12 protein-coding genes and 1 pseudogene are annotated in these 21,626 nt (G+C 31.1%); 4 read left to right on the top strand and 9 right to left on the bottom strand.

Going from position 1 to position 21,626, the window contains the following annotated elements; genetic code table 11:
- Positions 1-4 precede the first annotated feature (4 nt).
- Positions 5-4,384 carry an RHS repeat domain-containing protein gene (locus tag B3C18_RS22540; protein ID WP_291152177.1) on the top strand — a complete coding sequence of 1,460 codons (4,380 nt, stop codon included), beginning with the start codon at positions 5-7 and terminating at the stop codon, positions 4,382-4,384.
- Between the two features lie 608 nt (positions 4,385-4,992).
- Here B3C18_RS22540 and B3C18_RS22535 read toward each other — a convergent pair.
- Positions 4,993-5,417 (bottom strand): annotated as a pseudogene (locus tag B3C18_RS22535) (helix-turn-helix domain-containing protein).
- Between the two features lie 245 nt (positions 5,418-5,662).
- Here B3C18_RS22535 and B3C18_RS22530 point away from each other — a divergent pair.
- Positions 5,663-6,004: a hypothetical protein gene (locus B3C18_RS22530; RefSeq protein ID WP_291152174.1), complete on the top strand. Its 342-nt coding sequence runs from the start codon at positions 5,663-5,665 to the stop codon at positions 6,002-6,004.
- Positions 6,005-6,053: 49 nt separating this feature from the next.
- Here B3C18_RS22530 and B3C18_RS22525 read toward each other — a convergent pair whose 3' ends face one another.
- From B3C18_RS22525 to B3C18_RS22490, 8 genes are all read right to left on the bottom strand, one after another.
- The gene (locus tag B3C18_RS22525) at positions 6,054-6,884 is read right to left on the bottom strand and encodes a tail fiber protein (protein WP_291152172.1); all 831 of its coding nucleotides are present in this window, start codon (positions 6,882-6,884) and stop codon (positions 6,054-6,056) included.
- A 14-nt stretch (positions 6,885-6,898) separates the two neighbouring features.
- Positions 6,899-7,993: a hypothetical protein gene (locus B3C18_RS22520; protein ID WP_291152170.1), complete on the bottom strand. Its 1,095-nt coding sequence runs from the start codon at positions 7,991-7,993 to the stop codon at positions 6,899-6,901.
- A gap of 157 nt (positions 7,994-8,150) precedes the next feature.
- Positions 8,151-8,672 (bottom strand): general secretion pathway protein, encoded by a 522-nt coding sequence (locus B3C18_RS22515; RefSeq protein WP_291152167.1) that lies wholly within the window; start codon positions 8,670-8,672, stop codon positions 8,151-8,153.
- Position 8,673: 1 nt separating this feature from the next.
- A complete protein-coding gene (locus tag B3C18_RS22510; protein WP_291152164.1) occupies positions 8,674-9,867 on the bottom strand; it encodes a general secretion pathway protein in 1,194 nt (397 codons plus the stop codon).
- A complete protein-coding gene (locus tag B3C18_RS22505; RefSeq protein ID WP_291152161.1) occupies positions 9,867-12,053 on the bottom strand; it encodes a type II secretion system protein GspD in 2,187 nt (728 codons plus the stop codon). Before B3C18_RS22505 ends, B3C18_RS22510 begins: the two co-directional genes overlap by 1 nt.
- A 38-nt stretch (positions 12,054-12,091) precedes the next feature.
- Positions 12,092-13,492: a GspE/PulE family protein gene (locus B3C18_RS22500; RefSeq protein WP_291152158.1), complete on the bottom strand. Its 1,401-nt coding sequence runs from the start codon at positions 13,490-13,492 to the stop codon at positions 12,092-12,094.
- Positions 13,493-13,969 carry a general secretion pathway protein gene (locus tag B3C18_RS22495; RefSeq protein ID WP_291152155.1) on the bottom strand — a complete coding sequence of 159 codons (477 nt, stop codon included), beginning with the start codon at positions 13,967-13,969 and terminating at the stop codon, positions 13,493-13,495.
- Entirely contained in the window at positions 13,969-14,379 is a 411-nt protein-coding gene (locus tag B3C18_RS22490; protein ID WP_291152152.1) for a type IV pilin protein, read from the bottom strand. The genes B3C18_RS22495 and B3C18_RS22490 overlap by 1 nt, the downstream gene beginning before the upstream one ends.
- 186 nt (positions 14,380-14,565) lie before the next feature.
- Here B3C18_RS22490 and B3C18_RS22485 point away from each other — a divergent pair, with 186 nt between their 5' ends.
- Positions 14,566-17,583 (top strand): hypothetical protein, encoded by a 3,018-nt coding sequence (locus B3C18_RS22485; protein ID WP_291152150.1) that lies wholly within the window; start codon positions 14,566-14,568, stop codon positions 17,581-17,583.
- Positions 17,584-17,590: 7 nt separating this feature from the next.
- Positions 17,591-21,625: a DUF6443 domain-containing protein gene (locus B3C18_RS22480; protein WP_291152147.1), complete on the top strand. Its 4,035-nt coding sequence runs from the start codon at positions 17,591-17,593 to the stop codon at positions 21,623-21,625.
- Position 21,626 lies beyond the last annotated feature (1 nt).

Raw genomic sequence — 21,626 nt, 5'->3', positions numbered from 1 at the left:
AGTTATGAAAAAATGCTTTTACTTAGTACTGTACATAATAGGATTTTTTAATTATTCTATTATCTATTCTCAAGAAACAAAAAGTAAATCTGCTACTGCAAGAATTATTGATCCAGAAGATCCAGGAAATTGTGAGGAATATCAAAAGTATGCATGGTTTTATGATTATGATGGCGATGGATTCGGAAATCCCAATAATTCTCAAATGGCTTGTACAAGACCATCTGAAAAGTGGGTAAGCGACAACAATGATTGCAATGATAATAATCCAGCTATAACCTATTCTGTATGGTATTACGATTATGATCATGATGGTTTTGGAACAAGTAATACAATATCAACAAGTTGTACACAACCTCTAGACTATGTCAATAATAATCTGGACTGTAACGATAATAATAGAGATATTAACCCTAACACGAAATGGTATTTAGACAATAACGGAGATGGAATTGGATCTGATTTAGACGGCTCACCAATTATTAGCTGTACCAAACCTGCTGGAAATTATTTAAATCAAGTGAATGATAACACTGCTCACTGGATTCATCAAATTTCTTATGATGTAAAAGGAAACGTAAACGGGGCTTCAAGATCTTACTTTGATGATTTAGGAAAATCTGATGTTAGTTTATCAAAAGATTTTGTTACTAATAAAATATGGGGATCAGAAACAATTTACAATGATTTTGGAAGGCCAGATAAAATATCTTTTATAGCTCCATCTCCTTTAACTACTTTTGGTAAAACAAATTTTTTTAAAACTCAATCAGAAATAAACGCAAGTGGTTTACCGAAGACTCAAACAATAACAAACCCTATTACATCCAGCACAACAATAAATACAATTGATGAAATTAATGCATCATCTGCAATAAGTACCGGATTAACTGTAAACTTTAATTCTAATACAATCATTTTAAAACCTGGTTTTATTGCTCCAGCTAGCTCTGGAAGTAGTTTCAAAGCATCTATAGTAGTGTTTTCAGATAACAGCCCTGGTACAAGTCTGGCAAATTATTACAGCGATAGCAATACTGATGAACCGTATCAGGCTACCGCTACTCATCCATTTGCTCAAACAAATTATGATTCATTAAATCCAGGCAATACTATTAATGTAATAGGCGGGAATAGAATAAATGGAGAATGGAAAACAGGATATTCTTATACTGTTCCAGCTGCTCAGGAAATGTACTACGTATATGGTTCTGATTATTATGATGGAACAATTTCTGCTGGAAAAGAAGAGGTAATTACTAAGTTCTATAAGTCTGTAGGTGTTGATGCAAACGGTAATGAAAATGTTTCTTTTACTGATGGAGAAGGTAAATTATTAGCTTCTGCGCGTTCAGGAGGAACTGCCTCCTACCCTGTTGTATCACTTATTGGTACACAAGGTTTTGTAGATGTACATATACCTACTGGTATTTCGAGTGGTCAAATAGCTTTAATAGGATCATCATCTTTATATAAAATTTACGATCTAAAAACTGGAGCACTAACAACAACTTTAACAGGTGGAAATGCTTATAGGATACAGGCTGTAACTACTCCAACATCCGATCCAAAAACTTATATTGCTTCTGGAGCACCAACATACGATGCTGGTTCGCTAGGTATTACTTATAGGGTAAATTACTACGATTATGCCGTAAATATATACAACAAAGCTGGTCAGTTAATAAAAACTATACAGCCAAATGGCTATGTAAGTAATACGACAGTAGTAGCAAGTCCGTCTCATATGACTTCTACAAGCTTTGTATCAACTTATAAGTATAATTCCTTAGGACAAATAATTGAATCATCTAGTCAAGATGAAGGCATTAGCAAATTTGCTTATAGAAATGATGGTCAAATACGCTATTCACAAAGTGCACTTCAAAGAGATGCTAAAGTTTCCTATACTGATTATGATGACTTAGGAAGACCAAGAGAAAGCGGGGTAATAACTGGCAGTAGTGGAATATGGGCAACTGCTGTTGCAAATTCTAATAACAGTTCCTTAATAACCGGAACACGTACTGAACAAACTTTTATAGTATACGACTTTCCAGAAAATAATACTACATCTGTAGTGTTACCAACAACACCAACTAACTTAACTTTGACCGGTGTATTAGCAACTGCAGGAATAAGCAGTACAAATTATACACAAAACAATTTATCAGGAAATGTTGCTATTACTTATACAAAGCCTGGGTCAACAATTTCGGCTATTACCTGGTATAGTTACGATTTATATGGAAGAATGGAATGGATTGTACAATACAATGAAGGTATTGGCGCTAAAACTATTGATTATGAATATGATTATAAAAGCAATATAAAAAAGGTTTTATTCCAAAAATACAAAACCGCAGAGCAATTTGTACATCAATATACTTACAATGCAAATAATGTACTAACAAAAGTAGAAACGTCAACAAATAATTCAACTTTTACAACACATGCAGATTATAGTTATTATAAAACAGGTGAATTAAAAAGAATTAACATTGCTCAAGGAACACAAGGGATAGATTATGTATATACTCTTGGCGGACAGCTTAAAAGTATCAATCATCCAAGTTTAGAGGCCTCTAAAGACCCGGGAGGAGATACAAATGATGTATTTGGACTAACTCTTGACTATTACAATGGTGATTATTTGCGTACTGGTCGAAATATTACTTCTTCTCCTACTGCCGGAGCAGATTATAACGGTAATATAAAAGCGGTACGCTGGGCTAATAAAGGAATAGCCGGAGATTATTCTGGAAGCACGGCCAATCAAAAAGGGTATGTATACAATTATAATCGTAACAACTGGTTAACAGGAGCTGCATTTGGTAATACAAATTCAAGTACAGCAGTCATTAGCCCTATCACTGGTTTAGCAGAAGGGGGATTAACCTATGATGCAAATGGAAACATTCAAACTTTACAAAGAACAAATGATACGGGTACTATTGTAGATAAACTTACCTATAATTATACCAATGCGGGAACCAATCAATTAAACAGCATTACTGAAGGTGCAGCAGCGACAACTGACCCAAGTGATATTGAAAATCAAACAGCAGGAAATTATACCTATGATGCTATTGGTCAATTAATTTTAAACGCACAAGACCAAGTATACTATAGATACAACACAACAGGATTGGTACAAGAATATGGTAAATTTACAGGTCAAAATTTTATCCCACTGGCAAAATTCTTTTATAATGAAAGAGGACAGCGTATCAAAAAAGAAAGTTATAATACAACAACTTTTGCTTTACAAACCACTACTTTTTATCAATTAGATTTATCCGGAAATACAATAGCTGTTTATAGTTTACCAAGCGGGGGAAGTATTACACAATTAGAATTACCAATCTATGGTTTAAATCGTTTAGGAATTTATAAAAAAGCAAGTGGAATTTTCAGCTATGAAATCAAGGATCATCTAGGAAATATTAGGGCAGTTATAGAAAAAGAAAGTGGTCTTCCAGCCATTAAATCATTTGCTGATTATTATCCTTTTGGAGAGTTGCTGCCTTCGCGTAACTCGTTGAATTATCGTTATGCTTTTCAAAGGCAAGAGCTTGATACTGAAACCGGAATGGAAGCATTTCAACTACGCCTTTGGGATGGAAGAATTGGTAGATGGCTATCTCCAGACCCTAAAGGAATGGATCATTCACCATACATTGGTATGGTAAACAATCCTACTAATACAATTGACCCTGATGGAGGCTGCCCTTGTAGTCAATGCCCTGAAAATTGCCAAGGAACAGGTCCAAATCCATTTACTGATGCAGATAATATGTATCCTTTTACTAGTGGAGTACAACAGCTAAATGAAGTAGTAGTACCAGTTAGTGCCAAAATAAATATAGGTGGTGATTTTGCAAATAATTTTAGTATGTATGGCGGCGCTACTTTTGATGCATCTAAAGAATTTATAACTAATAAAAGTTATCTAGGTTCATTTGATATTGCCGATGGGGCCATGAAAGTAAACGTTTACGATACTAGTTTAAGAAATCTAAGTAAACATTTAGATGTTTTAGGTAAAGTAGGTGATGCTGCTGGATACGTTCAAGCAGGCGAATTAATGCTCAATGGAGAATATGTTGATGGTGGAATTAGTGCAGCTTCAAACACAGTTGGTATGGCCTTAGGGAATTATGCACCAGAACTTGGATTTGGCTGGGATGTAGGATGGTCAATAGGAGAACAACTATCAACCACAAAAGCATATAATACGATGCTGCCAATACATCCGTTAGTAGTTAGACAAAGAGGGATTGAAAACGGTTGGTGGACTGAAACTGATGAAAGAATTTTTCAAATGGGTACCAGAGGACAATATCTATACAGAGAAAACATGTTAAAACAATTTGGTAAATAAAAAAATGAAATCATTAATTAAATTTATTTTCGATTGGATATTTATTACAAATTATCGATTTACAATAAAAAACAAGAATTCAGAATTTAATTCAATTAGCTTTAACTCATTTATATATACAAATTTTATTATTTTAATTATAAATCTTATTTATATATTTTTTGAAATTAAAGCTAGTAAACCATATTGGTTCATTGTGATTCTTGTGATTGTATATCTAATAAATTATGTGTATTATTTTAAGATGGGTAAAAAAAACAAAATTGAGATTCCTCATAAAAACTATGATATTATAATTTTATATCTTATCTTTTTTTTATCCGTTTTTTTAAATTTTTATTCATATTATTATTTAATAGAATATATAAACTAACCCGATCGAATATGTGTCTATAGTACAGAATTCATTCCTTGCCTGCAACAACCAGACACAACAACCAAACAAAAAAGCAACTCATAACTGAGTTGCTTTTTTGTTTTTTGCAAGATTTAAAAATAGGTGCTAGTACCTTGCTTATGATTTCCTTTTAATTATAAACTGAAGCTTTTAGCCTGCTAAAACGAGATCAAAAAAAAGTCTTTTTTATCCAACATCTTTCAAAAAAAAACTATTTCTCCTTCAACAACTTCTCCAAATAAGCAATTTTTTCTTTTTCAGATTCTAACAAACGCTCGTAAAGTTTTCTGTTTTCTTCAAATGCTTCTAACATTTATCAAGTGGATTAAATGAACAATTATTTGCATTTATAGGAACAGCTCCAACACTATTGCTAAAATCATTATCATAAATATTATTAAAATAATTGATAGCCGCTTCGTCCGAAAAATTTTTAATTGCATCCACAGTTACGCCAAGAGCTTTTGCCACTTCTGCAAGTTTATCATCGTCGATAGTTTCACTGTTTTCCATAGCAGAAACTGCTTGTTGATTTGTTCCTAAAGCCTGAGCCAATGCTTCCTGCTTCATATCTCTTAATTCACGAATACGGCTTATTTTTCGCCCTATATGGTTTGGTTTCGTTAATGTGCTCATAATTCAAAGGTAATAATTAGGGATAAAAAATAATACAATCTGTAAAAAACATATTTTTTTGTGTACAATACAGATCGAAATGATTCTATACCGTAAGTAATCTTATTTAATTGCATACATAAAACAAAAATACAATTTTTCGGACAAGTATAAATTAAAAATTCAAGTCCTGTAAAAGACTAAAATCCTTTTAATAAATACCCACCAAAAACAAATCTAAAAAAATTAAAAGCCAGACAAGGATTATGGAAAAAGAAATGAAAAACTTAGAAGATCTTAAAAATTTAACAGCCGGATTTTTAAATACATTAAAGCCCACAAATGATGAAAAAGAAATTTATACTGCCGAAATCAAATTTCTAAATTATTACGAACTAGGATGTGTAATTACTAATATACTAAAATTATGTATCTTGGCAATTGATCAGGAGGCACATAAAATTACAGAAACAGATAAAAACTCATCAATTAATGTTGGTCTTATTTTAGAGGTTGCACTTCAGCTTTTTCCAAGTGATGAATTTGAACTTTTAACTACTATCAGCCAGAAACTAAATTCTGATTTTAAAGCTATGACAATAGCCTAAACAAAAAAAGCCGCTTTATTACAAAGCGGCTTTTTTATTATCATGTTGATTATTTTGCACTTTCTAAGACTTCTAACCTCTTATTTTGCTCCTCGATAATCTTTATTAACTTTTCGGAGTTTTTTTGCTGTTCGATAGCGTAAAGAGTTAATTCTTCTATCTTTTGTAAAAGTTTAGAATTCATCTCTCCAAGATTAATTCCATCTTTTAAAACTTCTTCCTCGCTTGGGATATTTTCTAAATGTCCTTTTTCAGCAATATGTTTTTCAACTTCTTTAAGCGTTGGTAAATTGTATTCTTTTTTAAATACAAAATCAGACCAGTTATCCATATCCACTTTTACTTCTTGAGAATGAATCGTCCCCTTAACATCCAGTTTATTAGCTGTTGGAACTGTTGTTCCAATACCTACATTTCCGCCATAAAATAAAAAAGTTCCATCTCGCTGCCAATGATATGCAGCACCAAAAATCGAAGGTTGTACATCATCTTCGTTAGAAATTATCTCTTCAATAAATGCAAAAACAGTATATTTACTAGTATGTTTTGTATAAACTTTTACGATGTTATTCTCTACAATAAGTAATGGATGATTTGAAGAATTTCCAGACAAAGTAACTGCTCTAATCTGCCAAGAAGCAGTAGTTACATCATTCCATACTAAATATTCAGCACCTGTTTTAGTTCCCGTACCAGTGACTACTAATTGAACTTTATAAATATTATTTGTATTTAGTGATTGTCCCAAATCATCTGTTAATTCTAACAGAGTTACATTGTTAACATAAAAGCTTTTGTTAAAAAATCTTCTTCCTCCGGTTTGTGAGAAAATATTTTGCGCAATTAGCAATACAATTATAAATAAAAAATTCTTTTTCATCTCTATTGGTTTTATTAATTTTCTAGTTTTTTACTAAGTAAATTTTCGATTTTTTCTAATTTAGCTTTTACAGTATTTAATTCTTTTTGCTGCTCAATGCTGTATAAAGTTAATTCTTCAATTTTTTGCAAAAGTTTCGCATTCATTTCCCCTAAATTAATTCCGTTTTTTAAAACTTCTTCTTCGCTTGGGATATTTTCTAAATGTCCTTTTTCGGCAATATGTTTTTCAACTTGTTCCAGTGTTGGCAAATTATATTCTTTTTTAAATACAAAATCAGACCAGCCAGTTGCCTGAACTTTTATTTCTCTTGCACCAATTGAACCTTCTACAGCCAGCTTATGTGTTCCTGTTGTAAGAGTACCAATTCCTAAGCTGCCGTTAGCCGTTAAAATCATTTTTCTATTAGCATAAGAATCCCACGCGAATAATGGTCTTGTTGTAATAGCAGCTGCACTAGTTCTTGAATCAAACACCATTAACGGGTCGCTGCCACTATCAATATTGGGCTCTGTAGTAGCAGTTAGATAAAGTGCGGCTCTATTATCACTAACTCGATAACCATTTAAAGCAGGTATAAATTGACCATCAGCTAATGTACTATTTGCAATTCTAAAATAATCTTGCGCAGCATCACTCACACTTAATTTTAATAATGTCTCTGCTCCTGTTATAGATGAAGTTTTAGCTTCTAAAGTCGCAGTTGGAGAATTTGTTCCAATTCCAATATTACCAGTTGGAGAAATTCTCATTCTTATTAGTGGTGATGGACTTGTACCATCCCAAGTTAAAAAACTAATCCCTTTATTATAACTACTATTGCCATTATCATGTGAATTCCCCTGAATCATTAATTCACCATAATCATTAAAAGGGAAAGCCCCAGTTCCATTATCAGGAAATCTTCTTGATCTATAAATAAGCGGCGTAGCTCCATAAGCATTTGTTGAAGTCCATGTCATCGCTCCTAATTCTGTTTTAGGAATCACACTTGAAGAAGAAGTAATTGCATTTACACTATTATCTGGAGAAGTAATAATTCCTTGTGCTTTTAGAGAATTAAAATTTAAAATAATTACTATAAATAAGAGCTTACATATTTTTTCCATTTTTTTTATTTTTATATTATTAAATCTTTATTATTGCTTATAATTTTTTTCTAACTAAACTTATTTTACTTTTTGCATATAAGATCAATACCAAATTCAATGCAAATGTTACAAGTGACAATGCAAACCTTTATGGTATATTAAATAAAATTAAGAGTTAAACTCCTTTATTTTTTTGCATTATTACTTCTACAAATAATTGATCTGTATTCGTTTTATAATTTCTCTTTTTAATGAAATTTAAATGTTTAATATTGCCAAGCATAGGATTATTTTCTACCTTATTAAGTACTGCCAGACATCCATTAAATGATCCTTCAAGAGAAAATGCATAGCTAGTTGTGGTAAATCCTTTTTGAGAAATAATATGAGGCTCTTTAAAATCAATAATTTTTAAATGGTAACTATCACTATAAGAAGTCAGTTGTTTCAATAAATCATTCTGGAAAGATTCTGAAATATTTACATCATAATTAGCCAAAATTTGATCCAGCTGTTTTTCTTTTAGAACTAGCTGAGCCACTATTTTTGGCATATCACTATCTTGAGCTATCTCCTGCTCTTTGTTTTTATATTCTGTATAATAATTTATTGTATTAGAAATCGCAAAAGAATAGCAGATATAAAGCACAACAAAAAAACCAATTACCAGTAGCTTATTTTTTCTGTTCAGTTTCATCTTACTTCAGGGTTAGGTTTATAGAAAATGTAGTTTCATTATCTTCATTTTTACCAAAATGCGTAATCAAAACCTTGTCAATATATTGCAGTTTTTCAATATCTTCTACCCATTTAGTAAAAGACTGATTTGCTATTGTAGTTCCCGAAATAGTGATTATTTTATCTTTTGTGAGTATTACTTCGTCTGCTTTAATCTTTTTTTCCAGAGGATTAAAAGTTAATTCCGTCAATAAAATTGATGAAGGCACTTTATTAGCTATTTCATTGATAATTAAAGAACTTCGAGAAGTCATCCTTCCGTCAATATCTTTTACCTTTTCTTCTTTTACTATAATTCTTTGTTTTATTTTACTGACATCTTCAATAGACGATTTATTTACCAGTAAAATTTCAGATGTTTCCTGAGCTAATTTATAATAGTGCGTAAAGAAAATAAAATTGAGTAGTAATATTCCTAATACTATTCCAACCATTATTTTAATTCCTTTATTAAAAAATGTTTTTTGATTGTAGTTATCATACAACTCATCATTATAAGAAATGATTGAACCAGTATTAAGTGTATTATTCAGTATCAATCGTAAAATACCTGAAAAAGCAAGTAATTGTCTATTCTCAATTTGAAGATCATTTATAGTATACGTTACTGCAGATTCTAAGGAACTCGCTGAGATTATCTGAATCTCTTCTTTAGATATATTTTGATGATTGGTATAAAGGTTATTTTCCTCCGTATAAGCTATAATATCAGCTATAGAACATACACCAAGACTGATTCCGGCAATTGTTATTTTTTGATTTTGATAATCTTCCAGTAAAGCGATAACATATGATTTTCTGGCAATAGCAATAACAGATTTTGCTTTTAATCTCCAGATTTCATAATAAAATTCATCCCAATTTGTATTAGGAAAAGATTTATGTAATAGCTTTTCATCTGATGGTTCTATACCTAAAACTTCTTTTTGAATAACCTGATTAGAATTTATAACTACAAAAAATGGTAGTTTTGTATCCCATTTTTCTGCAATTTTTCCATTATAGCTAACCCTGTCTTTTTTACTAATTACCAACCCTTCTTTTTTCTTTTCAACAAGCAATAAGGCGACTTTGTCTTCATTATTTATAGTGAAGTGCTCAACGCCAATGTATTCTTTTCCAAGCAAAAAAGTATGTAAGGAGAATGTGGTCATTAGTAAATAACTGTAGGTTTAATCAATACGCTTAATTTTTTCTTTGAATCTTCTCGTTTTCTCGAACTAAATAACCATTTTAGGATTGGAATTCTCGATAATAAAGGCACTCCTGTTCCTGAATCATTTTTTACAGATTCTTCAAGTCCGCCTAATACTATAATGTCTTGGTCTTTAACTCTAATAATTGAAGTAAACTCTCTGGAATTAATTCCCGGAGGAGCATCTTTATCTACTTTTTGACCATTAAAACTCGATTGAATTACTTTAATATCCATTGTAATCTGTCCATTACCAGAAACCAAAGGCATAATACTTACCGACAATTCAGCATCGATAGGCTGATAGTTTTTAACTTCCGAAGCCTGCGGAATTTGTGAACCATAATAATTCTGGTTGGTAACAACATAATAGGTTGTTTCACCAATAGATAGATAAGCTTTATGACCATTTAAGGTAGATAATCTTGGAGACGAACGTACTTTTAAGTTTCCGTTTGTTTCCATTGCCTTTAAACTTAAATAAAAATTAGGAACTACTTGTCCGATATTTAAAGAACCAAATCCGTTAAAACCATCAATAATTTTATTTATTGTTGAAGCTCCTAAATTAATATCAGCATTTGGAAAAACAGTTCCTTTTGTAGTAACAGGTTTATCTCCAATTCCTGCTTGAATACCTGTCTCTACTGTTGCACTTCTGTTAACTTCTAACAACATTACTTCTATTAAAATTACAGGAACAGCTTTGTCAATATAATTTATAAAAGATTCAAATCGTTCGATGTTTGCCGCAGGTCCATTAACTAAAAAGCTATTCAACTCTTTGTCAATTTTAATATCCAAATCTTTTTTTATTTCATCAGGTATTATAGTCAAAATAGATTCAGAAGGGCCACTGCTGCTGCTTGAAGACGAAGAATTACTGCTGTTATTATAATTACTATTTGGGTTAGAGTAGTTAGAATTAGATGTTGATCTATTGCTATTACTATCATAAGAATTATAATTTGAATAACTGTTCGTGTTATTTAATCTTCCGGCGCTTCGACCTTCTTTTGATGGATCACTTAAAAGTTCAATAGAACGGTGCATTAGCGGAATAGATTTAATATTTCGCACCACTAATTGATCTTTTGTTCCAAAATAATACACAGAGCCACTTCTTTTAAAAGTATAACTGCCTCCGGAAGATGCCATAGACCCAACTGAGTTATTAGTATTAAACTGCTGTGAATTATTATTTTGTGCTGGATAACTATCTGTTTTTACTTCAAACAATTTTGCTAAAAGTTCGTCAAAAGTGATGTTTTTGGCTTTCACTGTTCCGTTACCTGCATTTTCTAAAGGACTTGATATAAACATATCAATATCAAGTTCGTGACCTATATCATACACTATACTTGAAATTGGAGTGTTTTCAAAATCTACGTTTAACAGTTTTTTATCAGGATCAATTACAGTAAAGAAAAAATTAGATTTTCTTGGACGTTGAGGTTTGTTTTGTCTTAGTTCTCCATTTTGATTTCCTGTCCCTTCAACAACAAAATTTCCATCTAATTTATCAAAAATATAAAAGTTGTCTCTTGATTTCGTTACACTTAAATTATTAGCATAAGCCAATTTGTTTAGTGCTGCATCAAAAGGCACACTTTTTATATAAGCAGTTAGAGGTTGATTTTCTAATCCAGGTGCAAAAACCAAATTTTTACCACTTACATCCATTATTTTTCTGAAAACGTCATATAGTTTATCATCTTTCAGATTTAGAGAAAGTAAATTATTTGCATAATCATGGGTAACATCAATCTCTTTTATCTTTTGAATTTCAACTGGTTTTTCATATGATTTTATGGCCAAAATATTTCCAGTAAAATCAATAGTAAGATTATATTCTTTACATAAAAATATAAGTAGATCACCTACTGTAACATCCGAAAAATTATTTACAATATTAATCTGGTTTAGATTTGTTGCTACGCTAAAATTAAGTTTGTGAATTTGAGAAACAGCCAATAAGAAACTTGACAAAGAAGCTTCTTTAATATTTACATTAACTTTTTCATTAAGTCCCGGAGCATCGGCAGAAATGGATTCTATATTATTTTTAAGCTGTAAAATCCGATTATCCTGTGAATATGAAATCTGGAAAAGAATCAGTAAAAATAGAGTAATTATTTTTTTCATGAATTTATGTCAATTGTAGGACTTTTATATATTTTAATTTACAAGAGTAATGAAAAAACTTCATCGACAGAAGTGATTCCCTCTTTTATTAATAACAATGCATTACGCTTTAGTGTAAAAATGTCTTTTTCTTCTAAATAATCATTGATATCCAGTTGGTTGTTTTTAATTAAATTGGATAATTCTGACCCAATTGGCAGAATTTCATAAATCGCTTTCCTTCCTGAATAACCTGTATGATAACAATGCTCACATCCAACAGCAACATGATGTGACTTTAAGTCTTTTGGAACATCAAAACCTGTTGGGAAAATTTCTTCAGTAATTGGCTGTTCCGTTTTACAAGACTTACACAATTTACGTACTAAACGTTGTGCAACACTAATATTAAGTGTACTTGCAATTAGAAATGATGGAACTCCCATATCAATCAATCTCGATACAGTTGCCCATGCCGAATTTGTATGTATAGTTGATAAAACAAGATGCCCTGTTAATGCAGCGCGAATTGCCATATTTGCTGTATTCACATCACGAATCTCCCCCACCATAATAATATCTGGATCCTGTCTTAAAAACGTTCTTAAAGTCGCGGCAAAATCAAGCCCAATATTTTCTTTTAACTGAACTTGGTTAATTCCTTCCAGCGTATATTCTATCGGATCTTCAACCGTTAAAATATTAGTATTCGGGACATTTAATCTTTTTAAGGTAGCATATAAGGTAGTTGTTTTTCCTGAACCTGTTGGCCCCGAAATAAGAACAATACCATTTGGACGTTTTATATTTTCTAAATAAGATGCTAATTCTTTTTCGGTAAAACCCAAAGAATTAATATCAATATGACTGGTGTCTTTACTTAAAATACGAAGTACTACTTTTTCCCCATGCAGCGTTGGTAAAACAGAAACACGAACGTCAAAATCCTGATAATCTGTAACCATTGTTATACGTCCATCTTGTGGTAACCTTTTTTCTGATATATCAAGCTGAGCACGAATCTTTATTTTGTTTACAATAATAGGGTATTCTTCTACTGAAATATGAAATTGTTCTTTTAACTTTCCATCTAAACGAAAACGAACTCTTGCATTTTTTTCATAAGGTTCAAAATGAATATCACTGCTTCCTATTTCTTTAGCATTTAATACAATTTTTTCTAAAAAATCAGAAGTGTAATGAATCTTAGAAACGTTATTAGACGTTTTCCGATAATTGGTACTTAAATAACGGTTTATATTTTCTGTAGAATCTGTTTCTAACTGAACAGGAAAACTAAGGAGAATGCTTAATTCATTCTGTAAGCCTGCTATATCAGAATTATCTGTTTTTAATAATACGACCTGCCCACTTTTTCCGACTGGAACAATTCGGTAATAATAAGCCTGTTCTGCTTTTACAAGTTGCTGGAATTCTATTGAAATATCAAAATTTTCCATTTAATAAGCGTATAAAAATGTATCATTACCAAAAAAAGAAATGGCATAAACAACACCAAAAAAAAGTGACATATAACCCGCTAACGGAACTGTAGACTGCTCTTTTTTGTTACTTAAAACTAAATGCAAAATCAAGGAAAATAAAAGGGAAAAGACAAATAAAACCAAAAAAGAAACGATTGAAAATGTACCTGTTATAAAAAGAAAAAACAGGATATCTCCTATCCCGATTGTATTTTTAAAATCTAACTTTCTAAACCTGACATATATCATACTAACTGCCAAAATCAAAATTACAAATATTAAATTACCTCCCAAATTGGTCAATGCAATTGACAAAGGCAGATTATGTAATTGAATTGCAAAAGCCAGAATCCCAATAATTGGGTATAAAAACCAATAAACTAAACGGCTTTTAAAATCCTGATATAATACGAGAGCAAATACAAGAAGTAAAATTAATTTTAAATACCACATTAATCATTTATGATTTGTTTTGGAACACCATTCTGATCAATTTCCCAAACATTAAAAACCCCATTTCCATTAAAATCAGTAATTGCTGTAGCTTTTACTTTAAACTCATTATTGGTAGATTGTACTATTTCATAAACATAATTAGCACTTCCGCTTTCTTTTGTCGTTTTTGGCGCTTCAAAGTCTATTTCTGTAAAATTAGGGCTGTATTTTGAGTACATAAAGTAGTACTGTTTCTCTGCATTGTATATTGCTTTAAGCTGTACTTGTGCCTCTACACTTTTTGCTTTTGTAATCAAAGGCATCAAGTTAGGTAAAGCGATTAAAAGCAAAATTCCTATGATAGCAAGAACAATCAACATTTCCTGTAGATTGAATGACGGCAGTTTTTTAAGTAGATTTTTCTTCACAACAAAAGTGTAATAAATTTTTACAAATATATCTTTTTTATTGAGAAAACAAGGATGTTGATAATGAGAAATAATTTGTTAATAATTTCACAAAAAGATAAGAAAAATACTTTATTATTGCTCCCGAATTTAGACTAAAATTAAATTCAAACAACAAACGGATAATCAGCAAATTACCAAATTACCATGTCTCTAAAAATTAAAATCTTTTGTGCTTTAGTATTTATTACTACCATAAATATTTCAGCGCAAACTGTAACTGGTGCAGAAATTCAAAAAAAATATATGCCAAATGCACCTTTAACACCTAGTGCGGCATCCTTATTTAAATTTCAGGAAATAGGACTAAATGAATACAATGGATCAGCCAGTATAAGTATTCCATTAGTGCAACTCTCTCAGATACCTCTTAATTTAACTTATACCGCAACGAGTGGAAATAGAGTTAATGACGAACCTGGAATTGTTGGTCTTGGTTGGGATATGAATCTAGGAACAATTGTACAGAGTATTAATGATATTGATGACCTGCAGCCATTTTATTTTCAATACTTTAAACAGAGACCTGATTTTCAAGGATATGTTTACCCTTCAGATTATCCGTATTCATGTTCTTTTAGGTACAATCAATTTCAAGGATGTGATCCTGATGGGACTCCTTATCCTAAGCTTTCAGAGATACCTATCATGATTGGAAATAAGTTAACTTATGAAGGATATACTATTAGTAATGGAATATTTACCCCAACAAATGATGTTATTAAAAATGGAAATTTTGATTCTGAACCTGATGTTTTTACAGCCAATTTTTTAGGCCATTCATTAACATTTATAAATGATTTTTCTACAACTTCTAATGCTTTATCATTTAAAGTTTTAAATAAAGTTGGATACCTAATATCACTTACGTATGTCAGTAAAGATGAAATTAAAATTATTATTACTGCTCCAACAGGAACCATATACGAATTCAATGCGCTAGAAAATATAAAAAATGAAAGCTCAGTTCCTTCCATTGAAAAACCTGTAGATTCAAGATCCTGGAAATTAACTAAAATTATTGAGCCAAATAAAAAGGAAACAGTTATTGATTATATAAATATTGCTAATGTTAGTAATAATCCTTCTTATTCCCAGGAATTTACAAAATCAAAAGTAGATTCAAAAGTACATACTTCCTACCGACCGTTCAATAAAGTCACATTAGATTATTTTGGACAGTCACAAACTTCTTATCCAGATTACGTTTTTATTCCTGCTGAAGGAAGCAATGGGGAATATCTCAAAACATTTTATAATCTCTCAAAACAAAATGTTAAACTAATAAGTTCGATAACATCTAACGAAGGAAAATTAAATTTTTATTATTCCAATAGAACTGATCATCCCATATCTAAAAAATTAGATTCTATAGTATTAAATAATCCGAATAATCGCAAAATCCAAAGTGTCAAATTTGCATATTCTTATTTTAATGCTGTAACATCAACAAATGTTTTTACAGAATATCAGGCCAATGTCAATCCAAATACAAACATTTACAGGCTAAAACTCAATTCAGTTATAATCAATGATCAACAATATGATTTTACATATAACAATCAAAATTTACCACAAAAAAATTCGTTTGCGATAGACTACTGGGGCTACTACAACGGAAGCAGTCAGAATACATCTATTATACCAAATCCAACTCATTTTAAATATTATAGTTTTATAGGAGATAATGGAAATAATTTAAACGCTAATGAGACATTTGCAAAGGCCTCAATATTAGAAAGAATAACATATCCTACCAAAGGCTATACTATTTTTGAGTACGAATTAAATGAGGCTAATAATTTATTTTATTCAATACAAGACGATTCTCAAGTAAAAACAAAAGGAAATGGATTAAGAATAAAAAAAATTACAAATTTTGATTCAAACAACTCTTTTTCTAGTGCAAAAACTTATGAATATTTTGAAGGAAAAACCATGCTCCCTCTTTTGACTGCGAGGACTAATTCTTATGGCAATACAGCAAGTCATCCAAGTTCTACAGGATATTTATATTCTGTTAAAGTAGACCGTTTATCTTCAAATAATTATTTTAATGTATCCCCAAATGGAATATCTAATTATGTTGGTTATGGCACAGTTAAAATAACTGAGTTTAGCAATGTAAATAATGGTTTTATTAAAAAGGCATTTCAAAATAGAGCAGAAAACGTGGTTTATCTTGATAATGTTAAAACGATGAACAATTACAGCTTCAGTAATGATGATATTGACAATGGCAGCGTTTTAAATGAGTCTGTTTTCAACTCACAGAGCACAAAAGTTAAAGAAACAAATTTTGAATATTATAAATTTAGAAGTACAGTTGATTATGGGGCCAAAGTAAGTTATTATGGAACTTTCTTTCAATATATGTCAGATGGAAGCATAACAAGCTTAGATCGTTATCAGGTAAGTTTTTATCCTCTATTTGGTAAACAAACTTTGTTGAAAAAACAAATTGAAAGTAATTATTTCGTAACAGATACTATAAAAACCACTACCGATTATGAGTATAATGCTTATCGTTTAATCTCAAAGACAATAAAATCTAATAAGGCGGGAGAATTTTATAAAGAGCAAAATATTTATGCCACCGATTTTACTAAAAATATTTTTAATCTTCCAGGTTTCACAACTGTTAGTACTAACGGCAAAATTAAAGAAACTGTAAACTATTCATACGCTGAAGTATCAGGTATAACTGTTCCTAAAGAAATAGGCGTCTCTCCTTTTGGAAATTCACTAAATCAAAAATCAGTCTTTTATGATAGCTATGATACAACCGGTAATTTGGTAGAATTTCACTCTAAAAATGCTATTTACACTGTCTTTATCTGGGGATACAATAAAACCGTTCCCATAGCAAAAATAGAAAATGCTACTTATGCTCAGGTAGCCGCTGCATTAGGAATTACTACTATTATATTGAATACTTATAATGAAACTAATTTGACAGCAATAAATAATCTTCGAAATAATGCTTCATTGCCAAACAGCATGATTACAACTTATACGCACATTCCTTTAGTAGGGGTGAGTACTATCACCGACCCAAAAGGCGACAAAATTAATTATAATTATGACAATTTCGGAAAATTAATTTCTATTAAAGATGCTCAAGGCAAATTAATTTCTGAGAATCAATATCACTATAAAAACTAATATTCAAATGAAGAATATAACAAAATACATTCTATTTATATTATTAATAGCATTCCAATGCAATGCTCAAACTCCTATTAGTATTGTAAAAGATAACAATTATACTGTTACCGGCACGGAAACACTCACTGCATCAGAAAGTATAACTTTAAAACCAAATACCTGGATTAAAGCCGGGAGTACTTTTGTTGCCAAAATAGAATCAGATGCTTATCGAAGTATTTCATTAAGTAATGAAAATTATGTTTTTACAAGAGTATTTCAAGCACCAATGAATACTAATGATAGCATTCGCAAAAACAGTGAGGTAATAGAAACCATAACTTATTTTGATGGATTAGGCAGACCTATGCAAAACATTGGTATTAAAGCTTCTCCTTCAATTCAGGATATTATAACATCAATATCCTATGATTCTATAGGAAGACAAAAAAAAGAATTTCTTCCGTATATGGATACTTCTGTTAATTTGGCATCCTATCGAAATACTGCAATCGCAAATACAAATAGTTACTATATAGCAAATTATACTGCGGACATCAATAGTACCAAACCAAATCCTTTCTCAGAAAAAGAATTTGAAAAATCTCCACTAAATCGAATATTAAAACAAGGAGCACCAGGTATTGATTGGGCTTTAGGGAATGGGCATGAAATAAAACTGGAATATCAAACTAATCAGGAAAATGAAGTAAAACAATACCTTGTTAATTCTCAAACTGGCACATCAATTATTGACTCTAAATTTTATGCTTCACCTTATTATGCAAGTGGTTTATTAAATAAAAAAATAATTAAAGATGAAAACTGGGTTCCTGCTGATGGAAACAACAAAACAACGCATGAATTCACTGATAAAGAAGGGCATGTAGTGTTAAAAAGAACTTTTGGTACCTCAAAAGTAAATGGAATTTTAACAAACATCAATCATGATACTTATTATGCATATGACGAATATGGGAATTTAATAGCGGTCATTCCTCCTTTGGTCGATACAGACACATTAATTACATCAAATCAACCTACCTTTGGTTTTGATGATTTTAGTAAGACCTTTAATCAATCTGTTTTTTCAGGAACTACAAGCGGCGCAGGTTCAGTCTATGTAACTATTGTAAATAATGTATTAAAGGTTGTTTTTAGCGGCGGTTACAATACTTCGTTTTTAAGTAATACTCCACAAGATCTGCCAACTACTCCGTGCACCCTCCCAGATATGAATTTGGGGCTAATATCAAATGGAGATTATAACGCCAGTATTGTAAATGGAAAATTAAAACTAACTAGTGTTACAGGAGCTCCATCAATAAGTTTTTCTTCGACATTTACTGTTAATCTTCCTACCAATTGTATAGGTAATAGAATCGTAGCAGATGTCACAATTCTAAATAATTTATGCTACCAATATAAATACGATATAAAGAACAGACTTGTTGAGAAAAAACTACCTGGTAAAGATTGGGAATATATAGTATATGACAAATTAGACAGACCTGTACTAACACAAGATGCAAATTTAAGAGCTGATAAAAAATGGCTTTTTACAAAGTATGATGCATTTAGCAGACCTGCTTATACTGGAGAATATGTTAATGCTACAGATGTTACCAGAATATCTGTGCAGACATTGGCAGACAATAGTTCTTCAACATTTGAGAATAAACAAGCTTCTGTTTTAAACATTCTTGGAACAAGTTTAAACTATTCAAATACTGCTTTCCCTAATTCAGGTATAGATTTATTTACCATAAATTATTATGACGATTATAGTAGTATTGATTTAGATGGTGGTACATCAGTTTCAGCCTATGGAATTACTCCTATTTCTAATGCCAAAGGATTGTCTACTTGCTCTAAAGTACGAGTTTTAGGAACCAGTAACTGGATAACAACTGTAAATTATTATGACAATAAGGGCAGGACTGTATACAATTATAATAAAAATAACTTTTTAAATAGTATAGCTGCAGTAAAAACGCAGTTTGATTTTGGAGGCAAGGTTTTAGAAACAACCAGCACCCATAAAAAAGGTATTGATGCTTTAATTACTATTGTAGATTCCTATTCATACGATCACGTTGGCCGCATACTAACACAGAGCCAGTCTATAAACAATCAAACAAAAGAAATAATTGCAAGTAATACCTATGATAAATTAGGACAATTAATTTCTAAAGGCGTTGGAGGAAAAATAAATCAGTCTCGTTTACAAAACGTCACCTACAATTATAATATTAGAGGATGGCTAAAAGGTATTAATAATATAAATACAATTGGCGCTAATTTGTTTGCCTTTCAAATCAATTACAATGATATTACTGATCCTTTGAAGAAATTGTACAATGGCAACATAAGCCAGACTTCTTGGAAAACAGCTAATACAGATAGCAGCTTAAAAAATTACACATACACCTACGATGCACTAAACAGATTAACACAGGCTACAGACAATTCAACTTTAAATTCCGGAAGGTATAACGAAGGTTTAAGCTACGACAAGAATGGTAATATTATGAGCATTCTAAGACTCGGACATATTAATCCAACTGCAACAACATTTGGAACTATGGACAATCTTGCTTATACTTATACAGGAAACAGACTTGACAAAGTTGAAGACAGTTCTGGAAGCACAGAAGGTTTTAGTAATGGAGCAAATATTCCAATCGAATATACTTATGACAATAATGGCAACATGAAAACTGACGCCAACAAAGGTATTACAGCTATAAGTTACAATCATTTAAACCTACCTACATCTGTAAGTATAAACGGAGGCACCATAAGTTATTTTTACGATGCAACAGGTATAAAACAACGTAAAACGATTAGCACAGGCGGAAGCACCGATTATGCCGGAAGTTTTGTTTATGAAAATAATAGCCTTAAACAATTTTCTCACCCTGAAGGATACATTACTTATAATGCAGGAATTTATAATTATATTTACCAATATAAAGACCACTTAGGTAATATCCGTTTAAGTTATCAGGATAAAGACAATAATGGAGTAGTTAACACCAGTGAAATTGTACAGGAGAATAATTATTATGCTTTTGGCTTAATGCAAAAAGGCTACAATTCTGCTATTAATGGTGTAGATAATAAGTATAAGTACAATGGAAAAGAATTGCAGGATAATAACATCAATGGAAAACAATTAGATTTTTATGATTATGGAGCACGTAATTATGACCCTGCACTTTGTCGTTGGATGAATATTGATCCTCTTTCAGAAATATCCAGACGATTTTCTCCATATAATTATGCATTAAACAATCCTGTTTTCTTCATTGATCCTGATGGAATGGCAGTAGAAGACTTCGAAGGAGGAACAAAATACACTGGAGTAGATGCTCAAAACCAATTTAAGAGTTTAATGACAAACATGGGAAGTAAAGATGGTGAATATGAACAGGATAAAGATGGAAATTACAAAAAAACATCAAATGTTGGGGATGATATAGGAGTTGACTTTTACCATTCAAACAAAAAAGATTCTAAAGGAAATCAACTAACATATGCAACCGACAGGCAAGGAAATTGGGCTACAATAAATAACGGAAAGAAAACGTTATCTGGAACAATACGTGGCAATGATGTGGATTGGCAAACTATATATGATGAATGGAAAAATGATTTAGGTCCGGTTAGAAGTATATTTGAAGGCACGCATCCTGCAAATATAGCTATACATGATAATTATTTATATGGAGGTCTATATAATAAATTTATAAAATCGGGGAGCCTTAAAAAAGGTTACGAAGCTAATTTTTATTATATTTGGGATAATTATTGGACGTTTAATAATATGCAGGTACAAATGATGGGAACTTATAATGTAAGTTTTTATAAGCTTGGGGACAATGTTTTGAATATAGTGCAAGATTCTAAATCCAGAAGTTCGTTCTATTATCACTTGCCCGTCCACAATTATGAAAGAGGAAAAGGATATATTGGTGATAATGGTATGTGGTATCCGCCAATTAAAGGAGAAAATAATACATATCAAACATATATATTTATGACCACTAATAGATAAT

Source organism: Flavobacterium sp. UBA7680 (genome assembly GCF_002482975.1).
Taxonomy (GTDB): domain Bacteria; phylum Bacteroidota; class Bacteroidia; order Flavobacteriales; family Flavobacteriaceae; genus Flavobacterium.
The sequence above is the reverse complement of the archived record's forward strand: the minus strand, read 5'-3'. Positions and strand labels throughout refer to the sequence as shown.